The following is a 20,310-nucleotide window of genomic DNA, read 5'->3' on the forward strand; positions in this document are numbered from 1 at the left end:
AGAGAATTCTAGACCGCCTGCCTTTCCGGCGTTTTTCGCCGGGTGAGGAAAATGACTTCGTCCGGGGGCGGCGCGATGTCGTCGCAGCAGTCCGGAAGAAGTCGCCTCACGCGGGCGTGAAGCAGCGCGCCGAACGGGGCCGATCGGATTCCGATCAAGGCCGGTAGTTCTCCCGGGATGAAGCGCGCGCAGCGCGGCAGTAACGTGCGGGCGGCCTTCAGCCCCGGTTATTGTATGAGTTCCGATCGCCAAGACGATCCGCCGATCCTCATCTGCTCAAAATGCAGGCGGCCAATGAAGTTCCTGGCGACACTACCTGGAATAGTCACGCTGCCTGCGGAGCACGTTTATCATTGCGTCCAGTGCCGTCGCATCGACACGATTCGGCTGAAGTGACGCTCTGGTGGTCGGTGCGGGCCGCTTACAGCAGTTGTAGCTGCTCCCGCCGCCGCGAAACCGGTGCTATAATATCGTGAACAGACGAGAACAGGGAGGACACCATGAACCACACCATGGTTCCCAGTGATCGCGTGGAGCACGTCGCCGTCTACGGACGCGACGGCACGAAGCTCGGCACGATCGAGCGGTTGATGCTCGACAAGATGAGCGGAACGGTCGCCTATGCCGTGATCAAGACCGGCGGGCTGCTCGGTACGCGTCACCATTATCCGCTGCAGTGGAGCGCGCTGAAATACGATCCAGCACGGCAGGCGTTCCAGACCGAGCAGACGCTGGACGAACTCAGCAGCGGCCCGTGCGAGTTCGATGGCGACGCGTTCGACTGGGGCGACCGCTCGCGGCCGTACCCGCATCCGCATTACTGGTCGGTCTAGCGGGGAAACGGCCGGCCAGCTCGCATGCTCGGCGCGAATGCGGCTGGCTCGAGCGGTGGCCGAGCGTTCTCAGACGCGAGCCCCCGCTATCCGGCGAGCGGCTGCTCGCCGACCTTGGGCCAATAGGTGCCGAAGCTCCAGAGCCCGCCCTCCGGATCGCGTGCGGCGAAATCGCGGCTGCCATAATCGGTCGTGTAGGGCTCCATCTCGATCTGCGCCCCGGCGGCTTTCACCTTTTGAAAGAGGGCGTCGGGATCCTCCACGGCCAGATAGACGGCATCCGTCCGCCGGCCGCCGATGTCGCCAACCAATTTGCCGTAGGCGTCGTCGCGATGCGCGCCCAGCATGAGGATTGACGATCCGAACGCCAGCTCGGCGTGAACGACCGTGCCCTCCTTGCGGTACACCACCCGTTCGGTGAAGCCGAGAACGTTCTTCAGCCAGGCGATCATCGCCTCGGCATCCTTGCAGCGCATGGTGTGGTAGAGGCGCGGCGCTTCGTAGCCGTTCGGCTGGTTCATGACACTCTCCAGGTTCGGTGCAAGCTTGTTGCGAAGCCGACCCTAGTTCGGATCATGGCGGCCGGCTTGAACAAATGGGACCTGACCGTGCCTCGCGCCGTCTTGCCGCTGTTTTGGCGCTAGCCCCCGCCGTCCCGCATCAGGCGTGAATCGACGACATCGAGCCGCGCGGCCCATCCGGTCGGCGTCTCTCCGCTGAACATCCGGAAATCGCGAGCAAGATGTGCCTGGTCGGCATAGCCGGCGTCCGCGGCAATGGCCGCCCAGCCGCCTGCGCCATCCGTCCGGGCCAGGACGCAAGCACGATGAAAGCGCAGCATCTGCGCCAGCACCTTTGGGGGAACGCCGATCTCGTGGTGGAAGCGGCGCGTGAGATGCTTGCGGCTCCAGCCGATGTCGGAGGCAATGTCGGCGATCCTGACCGCGCCCGCGCCTCGCCAGAGCGTGTCCAGCGCGAAAGCGACCTCAGGCGAGGGCTCGTGTATGGCGCGGCGAAGCACGAAGTCTTCGACGATCTCGAATCGTCGCTGCCAGCCGGCCGCCTCGGCCACCCTGGCGCGGAGCTCCCTGCCGTGCCGTCCCAGAATGTCGTCGAGGCCGACGATCCGCGCGGTCAGATCGGGCACGGCGCCTCCGAAGAAGCGATACGCCCCAAGCGGCGTGAAATCGACCTGAACGCATTCGGCGCGCCCGTCGGATTCGATCACGACCGGCCCGGGAAACAGACCCGCTGCGAAACTCGGCCGCGCATCGGCGGTGTCCGGTCGGTGTCCGAGCGCAATGCGGAAGGGCGTCCCCAAATTCACCAGCAGAGGCAGTGCAAGCGGCGCGGCGTGGCGGAAGGCGGCCAAGCCGATCCCGCGCTCGCGGTAGAAGGAAATGCTGGAGATCAGCCGCGCAAGACGCGGCGAGGGCGGTCGACGGATGACATCGGGAGGTGCGTCCATCACGCGCTAACGCTCCGTCGCTTCGCGCTCCATGCGTATGGTGTTGCGGAGCATGTCGGTCATGCCTGGAGCTTAGCAGGCGATCGCAGCGGAACTCAAATGACCCGGTGCGTGGCACGCCGTCGAATTGCGCCGAAGCGCTGCCGCCCCGTCACGGCCGGTTGCGCATCCAGTCGGCCAGGCCCGCTATCGCCTTGTCGAGATCCTGGCGCGCGGCGGCGTCGGTGATCGTCTCCTCCAGCGCGCCGCGCATGCAGAGCATCCAGGCGTCGCGCTCGGCGTCCCCAATGGCGAAGCCGAAATGGCGCTGGCGCAGCCGCGGATGACCCTTCTCGGGCGTATAGAGGCGCGGGCCGCCGGTCCATTCGGTGAGATAGCGCTTCAGCACGTCCCTGATCAGGCCAAGGTCGTCCGCATGCATGGCCCGGATGATCTTCGCCTCCGGCAGCGTGTCCATGCGGTCGTAGAAGCGGTCGACCAGGGCGTCGATCGTGGCACGGCCGCCGATCCGCTCGAACATGGAGGTGGTGATGTCGGTGGACGTCATCATTGATTCCAAGGCTTGCTGTTCGGCGTCGATATAGTGTTGCCGGAGGTCGCGCAAAGCCCTCGCTGTCGTCCCGGACAAGCGCGCCCTAAGCGCGCGCAGATCCGGGACCCATAACCACAGGGAGTTGTTTTGCGAAGACTCGTGGTTGCCAGCTTGCGCAACAACTTCTCCCTGGGGGTATGGGTCCCGGATCTGCGCTTACGCTTGTCCGGGACGACAGCCGAGTGTGTCGCTTTAGCGAGGTCCAAGCACCTACAGCGCCACGCTGCGCAGGCCGAAGCTGCGGGCTTCGTTCTGCAGCACCGGCCGCACCGCATCGATCAGGCGCACGGCGGCGGCGTCGACCGACAGCCCCGCGGTATCCACCACCGCGGTTGCGCGTGAATATAGCGGCTCGCGGCTGAGCAGGATGTTGCGCAGCTCCGTCATCGCCGAGCGATCATCCGCCATCGGGCGTAGATCGCCCTGGCGACGCACGCGCGCCATGTGCTCCTCGGGCTCGGCCTTCAGCCAGATCGTGTAGAACGAGCTCAGGACCTGGTCGAAGGTCAAAGGCTCGGAGACGATGCCGCCGCCGGTGGCCAGCACCATCAGCTCGTTGCGCGCGAGCAGCTGTTGCAGCGCCGCCTGCTCCATGCGGCGAAAGCCTTCCTGGCCGTACAGCGCGATGATCTCGGCGACCGAGAGCCCATTCTGCTGCTCGACCTCCTTGTTCAGCTCGACGAAACTCCAGCCGATCTTCTTCGCCAGCATACGCCCAAGTGTGGACTTGCCGGCGCCGCGCAGGCCGATCAGCGCGATGCCGCAGAATGGCGCGCGCCGCGGCGCGGAGGCGCTGCCGCCGGCGAGCAGATCCTTTGCCTGCGCAATCTGCGCGGGCGTCGCCTTGCGCAGGAGGTCGCGAAACATCTGCCAGTCCGGCGTCGGATCGGGCGAGGGGAGCAAATCTTCGAGATGCGCGCCCATCGCATCGGAGACGCGGCGCAGCAGCACGATCGAGACATTGCCCTTGCCGCTCTCGAGCTGCGCGATGTAGCGCTCCGAAATTCCCGACACCTTGGCGAGTACTTTGCGCGACATGCCGCGCAGCGCGCGCATGGTGCGCACACGCTGGCCGAGTTGTTCGAGGAAGCGGGCTTCGGCGTCGGGACTTTCGGTCATGAGTCTTCTTTACAGGGGTCCTGCGGCGCGTTTTAATGAAACATAGTGCCTGCTGGCATTGACAGCAAGCCGCCGTGGTGTCTTTCTATGAATTATAATTCTAAATTCCGGGGAGATGTCCGTGAGCGAGGGATCCTATAACGCGGTGACCTGGCTGCTCGACCGTAATGTCGAGGAGGGCAGGGGCAGCAAGCTCGCCTTCGACGACACCGTCTCGCGGCTCACCTATGGCGAGCTCCAGCAACAGACCCGGCGCGCCGCCAACATGCTGCGCCGGTTAGGGGTCCGCCGCGAGGAGCGCGTGGCGATGATCATGCTGGATACGATCGATTTCCCGATCGTGTTCCTGGGCGCGATCCGTGCTGGCATCGTGCCGGTGCCTCTCAACACGCTGCTGACTGCGGACCAATACGCCTACATCCTCGCCGACTGCCGCGCGCGCGTGCTGTTCGTGTCCGAAGCGCTCTATCCCGTCATCAAGGACGTCGTCGGCCGCATGCCGGATCTCGAGCACGTCGTGGTCTCCGGCGTCAAGCAGAACGGCCACAAGCAGCTTGCCGAAGAGCTCGCTGGCGAGAACGATCAGTTCACCACCGCCGTGACGCATCCGGACGAGCCGGCGTTCTGGCTCTATTCGTCGGGGTCGACGGGCATGCCGAAGGGCGTGCGTCATTTGCATTCCAATTTGCAGGCGACCGCCGACACCTATGCCAAGCAGGTGCTCGGCATCCGTGAGAGCGATGTGTGTCTGTCCGCGGCGAAACTGTTCTTCGCCTATGGCCTCGGCAATGCGCTGACCTTCCCGATGTCGGTCGGCGCCAGCGTGATCCTCAACAGCGAGCGGCCGACGCCGGCGCGCATGTTCGACCTGATGAACCGCTACAATCCCTCGATCTTCTATGGCGTGCCGACCTTGTTCGCGGCGATGCTCAACGACGAGACCATGAAGAACGAGCGCGGCGGCAAGGCTTTGCGCATCTGCACCTCCGCCGGCGAGGCGCTGCCGGAATCCGTCGGCCACAGCTGGAAGGCACGGTTCGGTGTCGACATTCTCGACGGCGTCGGCTCGACCGAGCTGTTGCACATTTTCATGTCGAACGCGCCCGGCGACATCAAATACGGCTCGTCCGGCAAGCCGGTGCCGGGCTATGCGGTGCGGCTCGTCAACGAAGCGGGCCAGGACGTCGCCGACGGCGAGGTCGGCGAGCTCCTGGTCGATGCGCCCTCCGCCGGCGAGGGCTACTGGAACCAGCGTCACAAGAGCCGCCGCACCTTCGAGGGGCCGTGGACCCGCACCGGCGACAAATACATTCGTGACGCCGATGGCCGCTACACCTTCTGCGGCCGCGCCGACGACATGTTCAAGGTCTCCGGCATCTGGGTCTCGCCGTTCGAAGTGGAGAGCGCGCTGATCACGCATCCGGCGGTGCTGGAAGCTGCCGTCGTGCCGGAGGCCGATCCGGAAGGACTCCTAAAGCCGAAAGCCTTCGTCGTGCTGCGCCCGGGCGCAAAGACGACGGACTTGCAGGAGATGCTCAAGGAGCACGTCAAGCAGAAGATCGGCCCCTGGAAATATCCGCGCTGGATCGATGTGGTGGATTCGCTGCCGAAGACCGCGACCGGAAAGATCCAAAGGTTCAAGCTGCGGGAAGGCGCGCATTGATCGACCAGGCACGATGGTTCGTCATGGCCGGGCTTGACCCGGCCATCCACGTGTCACCGCGATTGCCGTAAGACGTGGATGCCCGGGTCAAGCCCGGGCATGACGATCGAGAGAGAAGAGTGCAGAAATGACCAACCTCACCCCCACCGGCTTCCTCGACATCGGCGGTGCCAGCCTCGAATACGGATGGCTCGCGCCGCCAGTCCCCGACGCGCCCACCATCGTGATGCTGCATGAGGGCCTCGGCTCGGTCGGCCTCTGGGGCGATTTCCCGGAGAAGCTGCAGCAGGCCACGGGCGCCGGCATCTTCGCCTATTCACGTGCCGGCTACGGCCAATCCAGCCCGGTCGCGCTGCCGCGGCCGCTCGACTACATGCATCGCGAGGCGCTGGACGTGCTGCCGCAGCTGCTCGACATGATCGGCTTCAAGCGCGGCCTCCTGCTCGGCCATTCCGACGGTGCCTCGATCGCCGCCATCTATGCCGGGGCGCATCAGGATCATCGCCTCAATGGGCTCGTGCTGATCGCGCCGCATTTCATCGTCGAGGACATCTCGATCAAATCGATCGCTGCGATCAAGACGACGTTCGAGACCACGGACCTCAGGTCAAAGCTCGCGCGCTGGCACAAGGACGTCGACAACGCCTTCCATGGCTGGAACGGCGCCTGGCTCGATCCAAAATTCCGCGATTGGGATATCTCCGAATACCTCGCCTACATCCGCGTGCCCGTGATGATCGTGCAAGGCGCAGATGATCAATATGGGACCCTGCGCCAGGCCGAGATCGCGCAGGAGGAATGTTACTGCCCGGTCGACCTGAAACTCATTGCCGGCGCGGCGCATTCCCCGCATCGCGAGGCCGCGGGGCCGACCCTCGATGCCATCATGCAGTTCGCAAAAGCCGCCTTGCGGGACGATCCGGGGCTTCAGGCTGCATGAAACCGATGCGCCTAGATGAAGCAAAGTGCATATGAGGTCGCGATTCGGGCTAGACTAACCCAGTAAGATGCACTATTGTGCATCTAACGCTCCAAATGCATAACCAAGCTAAGGGTGGCTCATGGCCGGGGAAGATCGGCGCCTCGCAGGCGGCGCGACATTCATCGATTTTCAGACCGAACCGTCCCGCTACAAGCATTGGAAGCTCGCGGTCGACGGCAACGTCGCGACGCTGACCATGGACGTCGACGAGAACGGCGGCCTGTTCGAGGGCTACCAGCTCAAGCTTAATTCCTATGATCTCGGCGTCGACATCGAGCTCGCCGACGCGATCCAGCGCCTGCGCTTCGAGCATCCCGAGGTGAAGGTCGTGGTGCTGCGCTCGGCCAAGAACCGCGTGTTCTGCGCGGGCGCCAACATCCGCATGCTCGCGGGCTCCACCCACGCGCACAAGGTGAACTTCTGTAAGTTCACCAACGAGACCCGCAACGGCATGGAAGATTCGTCGGAGAATTCCGGCCAGCGCTTCATCACCGTGGTGAACGGCTCCGCCGCCGGCGGCGGCTATGAGCTGGCGCTCGCGACCGATCACATCATCCTCGCCGACGACGGCTCGTCCGCCGTCGCGCTGCCCGAAGTGCCGCTGCTCGCGGTGCTGCCGGGCACCGGCGGTCTCACGCGGGTGGTCGACAAGCGCAAGGTGCGGCGCGACCACGCCGATGTCTTCTGCACCATCGAAGAGGGCGTGAAGGGCAAGCGCGCCGTGCAATGGCGCCTCGTCGACGAGATCGCGCCGAACTCCAAGCTCGAGGCCAAGATCGCCGAGCGGGCCAAGGAATTCGCAGGCCAATCGAAGCGCAAGGGCAGCGGCAAGGGCATCGCGCTGACGCCGCTCAAGCGGTTGATCGACCAAAACAGCATCCGCTACGGCTTCGTCACCGTCGACATCGATCGCACCGCCCGCATCGCCACCATCTCGATCAAGGCGCCGGAGACCGCGCCGCCCGCCGACATCGACGGCATGATGGCGCAAGGCGCCTCGTTCTGGCCCTTGCAAGTGGCGCGCGAGCTCGACGACGCCATCCTGCACTTACGCATCAACGAGCTCGAGATCGCGATGCTCGTCTTCAAGAGTCATGGCGACCGCGCCCATGTGCTCGCCAGCGATGCTTTCCTCGAAGCCAACAAGGCGCATTGGCTGGTCAACGAGATCAGGCATTACTGGAAGCGCGTGCTCAAGCGCGTCGACGTCACTTCGCGCACGCTGGTGACGCTAGTCGAGCCCGGCTCCTGCTTTGCGGGCACGCTCGCCGAGCTCGTCTTTGCCGCCGACCGCTCCTACATGCTGATCGGCACCCGCCAGGGCGACAATCGTCCGCCGCCGTCGATCGAGCTGTCCGCCATGAATTTCGGCCCCTATCCGATGAGCCACGGCCTGACACGGCTGGAATCGCGCTTTCAGGCCGATCCGTCCGATTTGGAGCGCGCGGAAGCAACGCTCGGCACCAGCCTCGATGCGGAGCAGGCCGAAGAACTCGGCCTCGTTACCTTCGCGCTCGACGACATCGACTGGGACGACGAGGTCCGCGTGTTCCTCGAGGAGCGCGCCAGCTTCTCGCCCGACAGCCTTACCGGCATGGAAGCGAGCCTGCGCTTCGTCGGCCCCGAGACGATGGAATCGAAGATCTTCGCGCGCCTCACCGCCTGGCAGAACTGGATCTTCCAGCGCCCGAATGCCGTCGGCGAGGAAGGCGCGCTGCGCCGCTACGGCAGCGGCCAGAAACCGAAATTCGATATGACGCGGGTTTGATGACGATCGTGTCCCGGGCGCGCTGCGACACGAAGTGACGCTGCGCCGAACCGGGACCCAGCAAGACGAGACAATAGGTCCCGGCTCAGCAGTGCAGCACTTCGCGCCGCACTGCGTCCGGGACACGAGACCGATCAAGGAGCACGGCCATGAACATGAACATCATGAACGTCGACTACTCGACCAAGATTCCGAACAACGTCAATCTCGCCGAAGACCGCCAGGTGCTCAAAGCGCTGGAGGGCTGGCACCCCGGCTACATGGACTGGTGGAGCGACATGGGGCCGGAAGGCTTCCAGGAATCCCTGGTCTATTTGCGCACCGCCTACTCCGTCGATCCGCGCGGCTGGGCCAAGTTCGACTATGTCCGCATGCCCGAATATCGCTGGGGCATTCTCCTTGCGCCGCAGGAGGAGAACCGCGTCGTGCCGTTCGGCGAGCACTATGGCGAGCCGGCCTGGCAGGAAGTCCCGGGCGAGCATCGCGCCATGCTGCGCCGCCTGATCGTGATCCAGGGCGATACCGAGCCGGCCTCGGTCGAGCAGCAGCGCCATCTCGGCAAGACCGCGCCCTCGCTCTACGACATGCGCAATCTGTTCCAGGTCAATGTCGAGGAAGGCCGTCACCTCTGGGCGATGGTCTACCTGCTGCAAAAGTATTTCGGCCGCGACGGCCGTGAGGAGGCCGACGATCTCTTGCGCCGCCGCTCCGGCGATGCCGACGCGCCGCGCATGTTGGGCGCGTTCAACGAAGCGACGCCGGACTGGCTGTCCTTCTTCATGTTCACCTATTTCACCGACCGCGACGGCAAGATGCAGCTGCACTCGCTGGCGCAGTCCGGCTTCGATCCCCTGTCGCGCACCTGCCGCTTCATGCTGACGGAGGAAGCGCACCACATGTTCGTCGGCGAGACCGGCATCACCCGCGTCGTGCAGCGCACCTGCGATGCGATGCGCGCGGCCGGCATCACCGATCCCAACGACATCGCGAAGGTCCGCGCGCTCGGCGTCATCGATCTTCCGACCATCCAGAAGAAGCTGAACCTGCACTACACGCTGTCGCTCGATCTGTTCGGCTCGGAAGTCTCGACCAACGCGGCCAACGCGTTCAACGCGGGCATCAAGGGCCGCTATCACGAGACCCAGATCGACGACGATCACCAGCTCAAGAACTCCACCTATCCGGTGCTCAAGCTGATCAACGGCGAGATCAAGCTGGTCGACGAGCCCGCGCTGACCGCGCTCAACATGCGCCTGCGCGACGACTACAGCCAGGATTGCGTCAAGGGCATGCTGCGCTGGAACAAGGTGATCTCGACCGCCGGCTACGACTTCAAGCTGACGCTGCCCAACGTCGCCTTCCACCGCCACATCGGCGAGTTCAAGGACGTGCACGCGACGCCCGACGGCATCCTGATCGACGATGCCACCTGGGCCAAGCGCAAGGACGAATGGCTGCCGTCGGCGAGCGATGGCGACTTCATCACCTCGCTGATGCAGCCCGTTACCGAGATCGGCCAGTTCGCCTCCTGGATCTCGCCGCCGAAGGTCGGTATCGACAACAAGCCCGGCGATTTCGAGTACGTGAAGATCGAGTCGTGAGGGCTACGACGCTGCTCCACACTCTCAGTGTCCCCCCTACAAGCAAAGGCCTGGCAACGCATCGCATTGCCAGGCCTTTGCGCAGATCGAGGACCCAGACCCACAGGAAGGAGTTCGCCGAGGGCTCGGAGTGGGACTTCCTGTCACACGCTGACCCGTGGCTATGGGTCCGGGATCTGCGCTCACCTCGTTCGCTTGTCCGGGCCGAGCGGCGCGTGACGTGGAGGAGCCTAGGACGTGTACTCCTAGACGCGTGACGTCCGGTTTCGGAAAATGGAGCGGGCATATTCGAAAGCTGCGAGAACGTCAGCTTGCGGCCCCTTAGCTGACAGCTGCTATTTCAAACGCCGTCCCCGCGCGAAGACCTCCGATGGAAGTTCTCCGAACATTTTCCGGAAGTCGTTGGCGAAATGGCCTAGATTGGCGAAGCCGCATTTGAAGGCGATCTGAGACACTGATGTTCTCGGATTTCCTTCCAGGAGCATTTGCCTGGCGCGTCGGAGCCGCACGGACTTTGCAAATTGCATCGGCGAATATCCGCGATTCTTCTTGAAAGCTGCATAAAGACTGCGGATGCTGGTGTTCGTTTGTGCTGCCAACTCCTCGACGAGAACAGCACGAGCCCAATTTGCTTCGATGTATTCCTCGGCCAAGCGGACTGCGAGAGGCGCTGGCTCGGTGGCGGGACTCTCCAACAATTCCGTGTAGTTGTGTCTGTGAGCCGAGAGGAAGGTCATGATGAGCGCTTGCTCGAGCTCGACCAGCGCCGGTTTAGGGAGCTGCGCTGCCGTTGAATTCAGCTGGTCGGCCAAGAACATGGTCAGCTGACGCAACAGATGGGCCGCAGGCTGCTTCGGCGGCGTGGTGGAGTTGAACAACAGCGTCCCACGAGGTGGCGCTCCGAGGAGTGTTGCTAACGCCTTATCGAGCGCAGCCGTTTTGATACGAAGGATTAACTGCTCAAACCCCGCTTCGAATATGATGGTACTCGGCTGCCCCGGCGAGGTGATGCCGAGGTGCTGCTCGTCCACGGGCACCGTCGTCGCGGTGTCTAAAATGACGCTCGCTTTCCCCTTGAGACCGACTTGGAGTCTTGCAAAATCGCCTTCGGGAAAATCGACGATCGTTTTGGCAGCATATCCACAAAAGCCGAGCCCGATATGGGGCAATATCAGGTAATTTGCCACCCCCTCGAAATCGATTGAATTCGCGACAGAAAAACCGGTTGCTCCATAGACGGTGCGCAGCGCATCCCTCATCTCTTCGGGGTTGCGTGTGCGCACGACCGGAGAGCGGTTAAGCGGGTAATCGATTTCATCCATTTGACAATCGCAAAGCCGGATCAATTGGTGATCTTTTGATCAGGAAACGCATTTGGCACTGATCTGGATCAAGAAGTGCTTCGATGCCGAAATTGAGCAATGATTGCAGAATTAGGCCATGAGAAATCGTTGTGCCGGCGTAGCAGGTAAGAGATGCTTACGGGATGGAGCGGGGGTGCTCATACAACATCCGGCTCCGGTGACCTTGCGAGTTCTGCAAGAGCGCGCCTGCGTTCTCAGCAGTGAATAGCAGTGTTCCTACGGACTTGGCTAAACCGAAACAGCTTTCGATGACCTAACTATAATATTTTCATTTCGTCCGCTGACGGCTTTGGCATGGCTGCACCGAACGAAACACTGACCGTCGAATGTTTTCGACGGTCCATTTTTCCGCAACTTCAACGGTGAGCGCTTCGCGCTGCTTAACTTAGCACACTTAGCGGAGCGATCTTGGATGGCTGTTCGCTGTGGCCCGAACTTGCTTAGCATTCTTGGTGATCCGAAAGGGAGAAGCGACGTTGTTTGCGCGGTGGACGATACTTTCCCGGCTACTCCAAACGTCAGCCAGCTCAGAGAACAATTAAGCAGGGAAAGGCACCCGGAAATGCGCAGCAGAATACTCGACCGTCTTGCAGCTGAACTGGCCAAACTTCCCGAACCTGAACAGCGGGTCGAGTTGATCAGGACGGCGAAATACCTGGTAACCTAGTGTCAGAGATTAGCTATGTACAACGTAGTGCAGTTTCCAGGCACGCGCCCTCGCCCCGACTTGGAAGGAGATGTTCGGCGCGCCATCCTCCTTCTCGACATTTCCCTCGTTCGGACTGCCAGCTTGATCGCGAGCTGTCCTGCGGGTGAACGGAGGCGTGAATTGAATAACGAGCTCCTGGAGCTACAAGCCAAGCTCGAATATCTGCGCGCCTTGGCTCGAAGCACCTTCGCTGGAGCTCGCCGTCAAGTGTGATGTCTCGTTCTGGCCCGTGGCGACCTTAGTTCGAGAGCGACGCGAGGCCTCGGCTAAGCGAGCTGCCCAACACATGGCTGCGACTATTGACCCTGATCAATATGCGGTTTTGTTGCAGGCGTATGTGCATACTGCGTAGTCCCCAACTACGAGCCCTACCCGTGAGCCGTCAGTTTCCCCAAGGGCTGGCGGCTCATTTTCGCCCCGGACGGCCGTGTTGGCCGTGCGACCTACATGCAAATACCTGGGCCGCCAAAGTTGCGCTACATCAAATCCGGCCACTCCGAGTTCCGTACTCTGGCGGGAAAAAGGGAGAACCCGAATGCTGGTGCGGATCAACCCGGCAAGCCGTCGTCCCATCGACGGACATCTTGCAGCACTGACGGGCGAGCGCACTTTCTGCAGCGAGTTCAAATACCGTCGGGGCATGGAGATTTTCGGCGAAGGCGAGGACGCGGAGTACGTCTACCAGATCACCTCCGGCGCAGTGCGTACTTGCAAAATGCTTCCCGATGGTCGTCGTCATATCAACTCGTTTCATCTACCCGGGGACATGTTTGGTTTTGAGAACGGGGCAACGCATCGCTTCAACGCCGAAGCGATCATTGAAACGTCAGTGCGGATCACGCGGCGACGCAGCGTGCTAGACGCGATGACAAGCCGAGAGAAGGGTGCAATGAACCTCATCGGTTTCGTCACGCAAAACCTCCAGCACGCCGAGAACCGCATGCTGCTGCTGGGCCGGAAGACATCTCTGGAGAAGGTTGCGGCATTCCTGCTTGAAATGGACCAGCGGCAGGATCACCCCGACATGATGATCTTGCCGATGAACCGCCGCGACATCGGCGACTATCTCGGGCTGACGCTGGAAACCGTTTCTCGCGCCCTTTCCATATTGCGAGACCAGAATCTCTTGCGTTTAGGCGGGGCGACCCAGCGACGGGTCGAACTGCTCGACCGCGACGAACTTGCAAGGCTGGATGCCTGACTACTGGTATTGGCCCACAGCCAACCTCGTCACGTTGTCCGACAACCGTCAAGTCGGCCGGTTTGGCGCCCTTAGATCCAGTTGCTCCATACACCGCAAACAGCGCATTCGTCATTTCATCCGAATCGCGGGTGCGAACCACCGGCGACTGGCTGAGCGGGTATTCTGGAAGATCCATGATCCAAATCAAACGGGCCCCTCGTCATGTCATGTGCCGGGTAGCAAATCCCAATCAAGTGATGGATTGTGATCTAGATCAGCCAGTGTGAATCAAAATCTGAGCAATGTCTGCAGAATTTGGCCGTTGAGGATCGTTCTACATCGCACACACGCCTACCGTATGAATCCGTGAGAAGCTCAACAGAGAACTCTCGTTTTAAGTAGTCTGCCTGTGGAGGAGCCGATGGTGCCGACGAAGAGCGATTGGTCGCAAAGTTATCCTCACGCCGTATTGCGGGGCGTTCTGGCGGACGCTGCAAAGACTATCCCCGAAGCCAAACGGACACCTTCCTTGATGGCGTGCCTCGCTGAGAGGATTTTGGCCTCGGCGGCTGACGGCCAAGAGAACCCGATCAATCTAGGTCGCCGTGCCATCGAGAAGGTGCGGGAATCTTGTCCTGACTGCCACGCATGCCATGGCTTGCAAGTAGCCTGCAACAACGATCGCTCGCAGGAAAAACCGTAGAGCTCCGGCGCAGACCGGTAAGGATTGAGGAACGTATGGGCGTATCCGAGCTACCTTGGGTTATGTGCGTCAGGCATTTATCCAAATCTGCCGCTGAGAATTGGTGCGCCTTTGAGCTGACGGTGTGTGTCGGATGCCCTAAATACCGTGTCGTCTCGCCATTCAGTGGGCGCTGTTAAAGACCCCAAGAAGTCCGAGGAGATCAAAGGCTGGTTGCGCGGTCTTAAGCCGTGCAAGGTTTCTGATGCCATCAGAAATTAGAATCGCGTCGTTGCAGGCGTTCGAAGGCGTCATCCCTCGCTGAACCAGTGAGCCTGATCTTATTGAAAGCCGATATTACCAATTTGTGCTGGGGAGGACATTTATGCGAAGCTCTCGGTCAATGCTTTACGCCCAACGACTTAGCAACCTCAGTTCTGAGCTCGCAGAGTTGGAAGATCTTCGAGGTTTAGTCGAAAAAGCAGAGCGAAAGGTGCGCGGTCCGCATGCATTATGCTCGGCACCTCATGCTTCGCAACACCTTCGAAGTCGTGAGCCGCGCGCCCTGTCTGTCCGTCTCCGTCGCAACGCACCGCTAAGCAGGAATCCAGGAGCTCTCGGATCCACTGCGAACGACAACCAAGTCGATGGGGCCCCGTGCCGGTCCAATTTCACGACGGACGGTGGGCTTCTCCCTTCAACCGCTGAATAGTGAACCGAAGTCGTCCTTTCTGCTTGTGGGCCCTTAGCGGACACGCACATCTGGGGCCGCCAATGCGTTTTCGAGCGGAAAGCGGACGTCGCTGTGCCTGCATCGATGCGGATGAGTATACGTCCCAGCTCGACACGTGTTTTGCCCGACGTGTCAACCGCATCGCGGCTGCAATCGTCGTCACCTGTGACGCTCGAAAATCCCTTGCCGATCAAGAGCCTTTCTACTGTGCATGGGGTTGTTTTCGACATTTTGGTTCGGGAGATCGCCGATCAATCGCTATCCCACCCGCTGCCCTTGATCCCGGGGTTCGCATAGACGATGCCGCCATCCACCGCGATGGTCGCTCCGACCACATAGTCGCCGGCGCGCGAGGCGAGGTAGATCGCAGCGCCTGCCATGTCCTCGTCGGTGCCGATGCGGCCCACGGGCACGCGCGTTGCAACCTCGTCGGCGTGGTCGCGCGCGGCGCGGTTCATGTCCGATTGGAACGGGCCCGGCGCGATCGCGGTGACCACAATGTGGTCCGGGATGAGCTTCACCGCCATGCGCCGCGTCAGGTGGATCAGCCCGGCCTTGCTCGCGGCATAGGAATAGGTCTCGCCGGGATTGACGAAGATGCCGTCGATCGAGGCGATGTTGATCACCTTCGCCGGCCGTTCCGCGCTTGCCGAGGCGCGCAACGTCGGCGCCAGTGCCTTGGTCAGGAAGAACGGCGCCTTGACGTTGAGGTTCATCACCTTGTCCCAGCCGCTCTCCGGGAATTCGTCGAACTCCGCGCCCCAGGCGGCGCCCGCATTGTTGACGAGGATGTCGAGCCTGGATTCGCGCTTCTTGAATTCGCTCGCGAGCAGCTCGCAGCCGGCGACCGTGGACATGTCGATCGGCAGCGCAATGCATTCGCCTTCATACTGTGCGCTGAGCTCCTTGGCGGTGGCCTCGCACGGTCCGGCCTTGCGCGCGGTGATGTAGACCTTCGCCGCGCCGGCGCTGAGAAATCCCGCCGCGATCATCTTGCCGATGCCGCGCGAGCCGCCGGTCACCAGCGCGATGCGGCCCTTGAGCGAGAACAGATCGTTGAACATGCGTTCCTCCCTTGGTTGCCGCCGGTTGTGGGCGGAGCAGGGAGGGGAGTCAAGAAAGGCGCGCTTGTCCTCGACCAGTGCAGATTGAGGCCTACGCCGCCGCGATGCGGCGGAAGCCGTTCCACATCGCGGTCGCGGCGCCCGAGGTCAGCACCGGCAGGATCCGCGCGTCCTGATAATTGCCATTGAGCGAGACGCGGGGCAGCGCGGTCATGTGGTCGGCGTTCTCGGCGAACAGCATGCCGGGCCGCGTCGTCACCGCGGTCTTGAAACCGGCGGATGCGGCAAGGGCGAATTCGCGCGCGCCCGCGGCGTCGCGGTCGCCATAGGGATAGGCGAGGTGCAGCACGGGGCGCTCCAGCGCCTGCTCGATCCGCGCGCGGCTCGCGGCCATCTCCTGGGCGGCGATGCCTTCCGTCTGCTTGGCGAGGTTGCAATGGCTGACGCTGTGCGCGCCGATCGTGACCAGCGGATCGGCGGCAAAGGACTTGAGCTCGGCCCAGGACAGGCAGAGGCCGCGGCACAGCGCTTCCATGTCGACGCCGTGAGTCCTGCACAGCGCCCCGATCTCGCGCGCAAGATCGTGCTCGCCCGGCAGCGCGCGCAGCCAGTCGTGCAGGCGGTCGAACGCCGCCTGCTTCGCCGCGACACTGGTCGCATCGAGCCGCAGGGCGGAATTGCCGATCTGAATGTCGATCTGCTCGGCCTTGGCGATCACGGCCTCCAGCGCCTTCCACCACAATCGCCCGGTGCCGTCGGCAAAATCGCTCGTGACATAGACTGCCAGCGGCGCGTCAAATTCGCGCAGCACCGGCAGCGCGTAATCCAGATTGTCGCGGTAACCGTCGTCGAGGGTGAAGGCGGCGAAGCGACGGTCGAACCGGCCCTGCACCAGCCGCTCATGGAGCTCGTCCATGCTGACGATGTCGATGTCGCGCGAGCGCAAATGGCACAGCGTGGCGCGCAGGAAGTCGGGGGTGACCTCGAGATGCCGGTTCGGTTGGAACGCGGCCTCGCGCGCCGGCCGCACGTGGTGCAGCATGAAAATGGCGCCCACGCCCGACAAAAGCGGGCGCAACAGGTGGTGCGCCCCGCTGAAATAGAGTGCTCCCAGCCCGGCGCGGATGACGTTGTTACGCAGTTGTTTCATGACCGGGTGGGGGACTTTGGCATTCCGGCCTCAACTTACGGAAGAACCCTTGAAGAAAAAGTTATTCCAATTGTCCCACCCGGGCCTTGGGACCAGGGCCATTTCCGGTTTGACAGCCTGCCAAGGGTTTGTTTTGTCTCCGTTTCCAGAGTTCGGGTCGTCGAATGCAGAAGCTTTTCTCGTGGGCCAGCAAATGGTGGCCGGGGTTGATCCCCCTTGCCGTCATGTGGGGATTTGCGGCCTGGAATAATACCTTACCGGTCGAGGCTGATCTGTCGGCCCGCAGCTCGGCTGCGCTCAAGGACACCGTTCTGGACAAGACCCGGATCGCGGTCGACGGCCGCGACGTCAGCCTGGCCGCGGACGCCTTCTCCGAGGAGGGGCGCCGCGACGCCGTGATGGCGGTCGAAATTGTGCCCGGCGTGCGGCTGGTCGACGACCGGACTCGCCTCGTTGCCGAGGCCAAGCCCTTCGTCTGGAATGCCGAGCGCGACGTGGTGCGGGTGACGCTGTCGGGCTCCGCGCCGCTTCCATCGATGAGGGCCCGGCTGACCGAGGCGGCCCGCAAGGAAGTCGGCGGCGTCGAGGTCGCCGACCAGATGGGACTGGCGCGCGGGGCGCCGCCTCGGTTCGAAGCCGCCGCGATGCTGCTGCTGGATCAGATCGGCAAGCTGAAGGACGGCAAGATCACGATCACCGACACCAAGGTCAATCTGTCGGGCATGGCGCGCGAGCTCGGCGGCCGTGAGGCGATCGCCGCTGCGCTGAAGAACCTGCCCGAGGGTTTTTCTATTGCGGCCAACGAGATCAAGGCGCCGCCCTACATCTTCCAGGCCTACAAGGATCCGGTGGCTGCGACGGTGACGCTGACCGGCTATGTTCCGGACAACAACGTCCACGCCGCGATCGGCACCAGCGCCTCGCGAAAGTTCTTCACCGAAAAGGTCGTCGACAATCTCAAGGCCAGCATCGGCGCCCCCGGCTCCTTCAGCACGGCTGTTATCGCTGCGCTCGGCGCGCTGTCGCGGCTGTCGACCGGCACGCTGGTCGTCTCCGACCGCGAGGTGAAGCTCTCGGGCGATGCGCTCTACGAGGCCGCCGCCAACGAGATCCGCGCAGGCCTCGGCAAGGACTTCCCGAAGAACTGGCAGTACAAGCCGGAGATCACGGTGAAGCCCGCCGCAGGCCCGGTCGACGGCACCGTGTGCCAGCAATTGTTCTCGGAGCTTCTGACCAAGGGCAAGATCCGTTTCGCGAACAGGCGCGCGGACATCGATCCTGACTCGGCCGGCATTCTCGATCGCCTCATCGAGACCGCGCTGCGCTGCCCCACCACCAATATCGAGGTCGTCGGACATACCGACGCCGATGGCGAGGATGCCTTCAACCAGGCCCTTTCGGAAAAGCGCGCGCAGGCGGTGATCGACTATCTGGTCAAGGCGGGCCTTCCTGCCAGCCGCTTCACCGCGGTCGGCCATGGCAGCACGCAGCCCGTCGCCGGCAACGACACCGATGAAGGCAGGGCGCAGAACCGCCGCATCGAATTTCTGGTGAGGTGACGATGCCCTATCTCGTCTCGTTCCATCTGGGCTGGCTGATCGGCTCGCTGCTGCTGGGCTTCTGCATGGGCTGGATCTCGGTGGTCCAGCGCGGCAACGGCACCTCGAAGGTGATTGCGCGGTGGCTCGCAGTGCTTGCCGCCGCCCTGGTCGCGGCCTCTCTCACCCATGTGGTCCCCGGTCGCTTCGGCTACTGGCTCGACCTCGGCCTGATCATGTTCGCCTGCTATCTCGTCGGCGGCACGATCGGAGCGTGGCTGCGCGATCGGGTGGTCTCGCGTACCGCGCCGCCAGCCGCTGTGTGATGTTGCTATGCACCCTCACGCGCGGGGCGGGGTGTGCTCCGCCGCGGCCTTTCGGCGCATTGGAAAACCGGGACCTGGCCGCTCCAGTCACCCCTCTTTCAACAGGCAGGCCGGCTCCATAGATTGACGTTGGCTTAAGGCGTGACGGAACATTGTGCGGCCGAAATCATCAAAACTTCATGGCCCCTGCGCAGGATCGCCTGGAGATTCGCGCCAAGCCTTGCCGACGAAAGCGCCAAACCCTGCACTGGGAGCTGCAACCCTGCCTAAAATATTGAAGGCACGTGTTTTTGTTCGAATTGGCGAATTCCACTTCGGCCGAAAACGCGCTAGTGGAGGGGCAGGGGGCATGCGCGATTCCGGCGCCGGCGGCGAGGGTTCGTTGAATGCCTGCGCGTCCGCCTGTCCGCCGGCCACCCTGGCCGCTGAAGCGTTGTTCGAGGTCTAGATGCTGGAAGCCATACGCAGGGCGACGACGTTTCTGCGCCAGAAGCAAGTCCTGCATAAGCTTGGAGTCGTGATCAGCATCGCGGTCATCGGCATCGCTTGCTACGTGCTCTACCACATGCTGCGCGGCATCGATTTCAACGAGGTCCTCGAAGCGATCAAGAGCACTGAGCCGAGCCAGATTGCGATGGCGGCGCTATTCGTCACTGCGGGCTATTTCACGCTGACCTTCTACGACCTCTTCGCCACGCGCGCGATCGGGCATGCCCATGTGCCCTATCGCATCAACGCGCTCGCGGCCTTCACCAGTTATTCGATCGGCCACAATGTCGGCGCCTCCGTCTTCACCGGCGGGGCGGTGCGCTACCGCATCTATTCGGCCTATGGGCTCAACGCGATCGACGTCGCAAAAATCTGCTTTCTCGCCGGCCTGACCTTCTGGCTGGGCAATGCCGCGGTGCTCGGCCTCGGCATCGCCTACCATCCGGAGGCGGCAGCCTCGATCGACCAGCTGCCGGTATGGCTGAACCGGACACTGGCGCTGATGATCATCGTGGCGCTGATCGGTTACGTGATCTGGGTCTGGAGCCAGCCGCGGGTGGTCGGCCGCGGCCCTTGGACGGTGGTGCTGCCGGGCGGCCCGCTGACGCTGCTCCAGATCGCGATCGGCATCGTCGATCTCGGTTTCTGCGCGCTGGCGATGTATGTGCTGGTCCCCGACGAGCCCAATCTCGGCTTCGTGATGGTCGCGGTGATCTTCGTCTCGGCGACCCTGCTCGGCTTCGCCAGCCATTCACCCGGAGGCTTGGGGGTGTTCGATGCCGCCATGCTGGTCGGGCTCTGGCAGATGGACCGCGAGGAGCTGCTGGGCGGCATGCTCCTGTTCCGCGTCCTCTATTATCTGTCTCCGTTCGTCTTATCTGTAATCTTGCTGACGTTTCGAGAGGTTATAATCGGCGCCCGATCGAAGCGCTTGCAACAGGCGGCGCTCAAGCTGGACCCCGGCCCGGCGCCTGAAGCCGCCTATGTGAGAGAGCGCAGAGACAGCGGCGCCTGACCGGTGTCAGGTCCTTAAGGACAGTCCCCAG

At 62.7% G+C, this 20,310-nt stretch carries 17 protein-coding genes; 10 read left to right on the top strand and 7 right to left on the bottom strand.

What is annotated here, in order from left to right:
- The first annotated feature begins 500 nt into the window (after positions 1–500).
- Positions 501–833, top strand: a complete 333-nt coding sequence (locus I6F17_RS30520; RefSeq protein WP_036001758.1) for a PRC-barrel domain-containing protein — start codon at positions 501–503, stop codon at positions 831–833.
- Between the two features lie 86 nt (positions 834–919).
- On the opposite strand, the gene I6F17_RS30525 is transcribed toward I6F17_RS30520, so the two are convergent.
- From I6F17_RS30525 to I6F17_RS30540, 4 genes are all read right to left on the bottom strand, one after another.
- Positions 920–1,354: a VOC family protein gene (locus tag I6F17_RS30525; RefSeq protein WP_036042786.1), complete on the bottom strand. Its 435-nt coding sequence runs from the start codon at positions 1,352–1,354 to the stop codon at positions 920–922.
- 119 nt (positions 1,355–1,473) lie between these two features.
- On the bottom strand, positions 1,474–2,301 hold the full coding sequence (locus I6F17_RS30530; RefSeq protein WP_225128418.1) for a helix-turn-helix domain-containing protein: 828 nt from the start codon (positions 2,299–2,301) through the stop codon (positions 1,474–1,476).
- A 151-nt stretch (positions 2,302–2,452) separates the two neighbouring features.
- A complete protein-coding gene (locus I6F17_RS30535) occupies positions 2,453–2,848 on the bottom strand; it encodes a group II truncated hemoglobin (RefSeq protein WP_225128419.1) in 396 nt (131 codons plus the stop codon).
- Between the two features lie 255 nt (positions 2,849–3,103).
- Positions 3,104–4,012 carry a helix-turn-helix transcriptional regulator gene (locus tag I6F17_RS30540; protein ID WP_225128337.1) on the bottom strand — a complete coding sequence of 303 codons (909 nt, stop codon included), beginning with the start codon at positions 4,010–4,012 and terminating at the stop codon, positions 3,104–3,106.
- 121 nt (positions 4,013–4,133) lie between these two features.
- On the opposite strand from I6F17_RS30540, the gene I6F17_RS30545 reads away from it, so the two are divergent.
- From I6F17_RS30545 to boxB, 4 genes are all read left to right on the top strand, one after another.
- The gene (locus I6F17_RS30545; RefSeq protein ID WP_225128340.1) at positions 4,134–5,675 is read left to right on the top strand and encodes a benzoate-CoA ligase family protein; all 1,542 of its coding nucleotides are present in this window, start codon (positions 4,134–4,136) and stop codon (positions 5,673–5,675) included.
- A gap of 127 nt (positions 5,676–5,802) precedes the next feature.
- Complete coding sequence (locus tag I6F17_RS30550; protein ID WP_225128342.1) at positions 5,803–6,615, top strand: alpha/beta hydrolase; 813 nt, start codon at positions 5,803–5,805, stop codon at positions 6,613–6,615.
- 121 nt (positions 6,616–6,736) lie between these two features.
- Complete coding sequence (gene boxC, locus I6F17_RS30555; protein WP_225128344.1) at positions 6,737–8,425, top strand: 2,3-epoxybenzoyl-CoA dihydrolase; 1,689 nt, start codon at positions 6,737–6,739, stop codon at positions 8,423–8,425.
- 149 nt (positions 8,426–8,574) lie between these two features.
- A complete protein-coding gene (gene boxB, locus I6F17_RS30560) occupies positions 8,575–10,026 on the top strand; it encodes a benzoyl-CoA 2,3-epoxidase subunit BoxB (RefSeq protein WP_225128346.1) in 1,452 nt (483 codons plus the stop codon).
- 335 nt (positions 10,027–10,361) lie between these two features.
- On the opposite strand, the gene I6F17_RS30565 is transcribed toward boxB, so the two are convergent.
- Positions 10,362–11,348: an AraC family transcriptional regulator gene (locus I6F17_RS30565; protein WP_225128348.1), complete on the bottom strand. Its 987-nt coding sequence runs from the start codon at positions 11,346–11,348 to the stop codon at positions 10,362–10,364.
- A 454-nt stretch (positions 11,349–11,802) separates the two neighbouring features.
- Here I6F17_RS30565 and I6F17_RS30570 point away from each other — a divergent pair, with 454 nt between their 5' ends.
- Both I6F17_RS30570 and I6F17_RS30575 read left to right on the top strand, forming a co-directional pair.
- A complete protein-coding gene (locus I6F17_RS30570) occupies positions 11,803–12,057 on the top strand; it encodes a hypothetical protein (RefSeq protein WP_225128349.1) in 255 nt (84 codons plus the stop codon).
- A 577-nt stretch (positions 12,058–12,634) separates the two neighbouring features.
- The gene (locus tag I6F17_RS30575; RefSeq protein WP_225128351.1) at positions 12,635–13,300 is read left to right on the top strand and encodes a helix-turn-helix domain-containing protein; all 666 of its coding nucleotides are present in this window, start codon (positions 12,635–12,637) and stop codon (positions 13,298–13,300) included.
- Positions 13,301–14,948: 1,648 nt separating this feature from the next.
- Here the strand turns inward: I6F17_RS30575 and I6F17_RS30580 are convergent.
- Positions 14,949–15,761: an SDR family oxidoreductase gene (locus I6F17_RS30580; protein WP_225128353.1), complete on the bottom strand. Its 813-nt coding sequence runs from the start codon at positions 15,759–15,761 to the stop codon at positions 14,949–14,951.
- A 91-nt stretch (positions 15,762–15,852) separates the two neighbouring features.
- The gene (locus tag I6F17_RS30585; protein ID WP_225128355.1) at positions 15,853–16,911 is read right to left on the bottom strand and encodes a polysaccharide deacetylase family protein; all 1,059 of its coding nucleotides are present in this window, start codon (positions 16,909–16,911) and stop codon (positions 15,853–15,855) included.
- Positions 16,912–17,075: 164 nt separating this feature from the next.
- Here I6F17_RS30585 and I6F17_RS30590 point away from each other — a divergent pair, with 164 nt between their 5' ends.
- The 3 genes from I6F17_RS30590 to I6F17_RS30600 all read left to right on the top strand — a co-directional run bounded on the left by I6F17_RS30590 (position 17,076) and on the right by I6F17_RS30600 (position 20,279).
- Positions 17,076–18,470, top strand: a complete 1,395-nt coding sequence (locus tag I6F17_RS30590; protein ID WP_225128357.1) for an OmpA family protein — start codon at positions 17,076–17,078, stop codon at positions 18,468–18,470.
- A 2-nt stretch (positions 18,471–18,472) separates the two neighbouring features.
- Entirely contained in the window at positions 18,473–18,775 is a 303-nt protein-coding gene (locus tag I6F17_RS30595) for a hypothetical protein (protein ID WP_036001688.1), read from the top strand.
- A gap of 448 nt (positions 18,776–19,223) precedes the next feature.
- Positions 19,224–20,279, top strand: a complete 1,056-nt coding sequence (locus I6F17_RS30600) for a lysylphosphatidylglycerol synthase domain-containing protein (protein ID WP_036042749.1) — start codon at positions 19,224–19,226, stop codon at positions 20,277–20,279.
- The last annotated feature ends 31 nt before the right edge of the window (positions 20,280–20,310 follow it).

Origin of the sequence: Bradyrhizobium sp. NBAIM18, assembly GCF_020193825.1 — a bacterium.
Taxonomy (GTDB): domain Bacteria; phylum Pseudomonadota; class Alphaproteobacteria; order Rhizobiales; family Xanthobacteraceae; genus Bradyrhizobium; species Bradyrhizobium yuanmingense.

Bases quoted from the DNA above. Each gene is read 5' to 3' on its own strand.
- I6F17_RS30520 (WP_036001758.1), top strand. From the start codon at position 501: ATGAACCACACCATGGTTCCCAGTGATCGCGTGGAGCACGTCGCCGTC.
- I6F17_RS30525 (WP_036042786.1), bottom strand. From the start codon at position 1,354: ATGAACCAGCCGAACGGCTACGAAGCGCCGCGCCTCTACCACACCATG.
- I6F17_RS30530 (WP_225128418.1), bottom strand. From the start codon at position 2,301: ATGGACGCACCTCCCGATGTCATCCGTCGACCGCCCTCGCCGCGTCTT.
- I6F17_RS30535 (WP_225128419.1), bottom strand. From the start codon at position 2,848: ATGACGTCCACCGACATCACCACCTCCATGTTCGAGCGGATCGGCGGC.
- I6F17_RS30540 (WP_225128337.1), bottom strand. From the start codon at position 4,012: ATGACCGAAAGTCCCGACGCCGAAGCCCGCTTCCTCGAACAACTCGGC.
- I6F17_RS30550 (WP_225128342.1), top strand. From the start codon at position 5,803: ATGACCAACCTCACCCCCACCGGCTTCCTCGACATCGGCGGTGCCAGC.
- boxC (WP_225128344.1), top strand. From the start codon at position 6,737: ATGGCCGGGGAAGATCGGCGCCTCGCAGGCGGCGCGACATTCATCGAT.
- boxB (WP_225128346.1), top strand. From the start codon at position 8,575: ATGAACATGAACATCATGAACGTCGACTACTCGACCAAGATTCCGAAC.
- I6F17_RS30565 (WP_225128348.1), bottom strand. From the start codon at position 11,348: ATGGATGAAATCGATTACCCGCTTAACCGCTCTCCGGTCGTGCGCACA.
- I6F17_RS30570 (WP_225128349.1), top strand. From the start codon at position 11,803: ATGGCTGTTCGCTGTGGCCCGAACTTGCTTAGCATTCTTGGTGATCCG.
- I6F17_RS30575 (WP_225128351.1), top strand. From the start codon at position 12,635: ATGCTGGTGCGGATCAACCCGGCAAGCCGTCGTCCCATCGACGGACAT.
- I6F17_RS30580 (WP_225128353.1), bottom strand. From the start codon at position 15,761: ATGTTCAACGATCTGTTCTCGCTCAAGGGCCGCATCGCGCTGGTGACC.
- I6F17_RS30585 (WP_225128355.1), bottom strand. From the start codon at position 16,911: ATGAAACAACTGCGTAACAACGTCATCCGCGCCGGGCTGGGAGCACTC.
- I6F17_RS30590 (WP_225128357.1), top strand. From the start codon at position 17,076: ATGCAGAAGCTTTTCTCGTGGGCCAGCAAATGGTGGCCGGGGTTGATC.
- I6F17_RS30595 (WP_036001688.1), top strand. From the start codon at position 18,473: ATGCCCTATCTCGTCTCGTTCCATCTGGGCTGGCTGATCGGCTCGCTG.
- I6F17_RS30600 (WP_036042749.1), top strand. From the start codon at position 19,224: ATGCTGGAAGCCATACGCAGGGCGACGACGTTTCTGCGCCAGAAGCAA.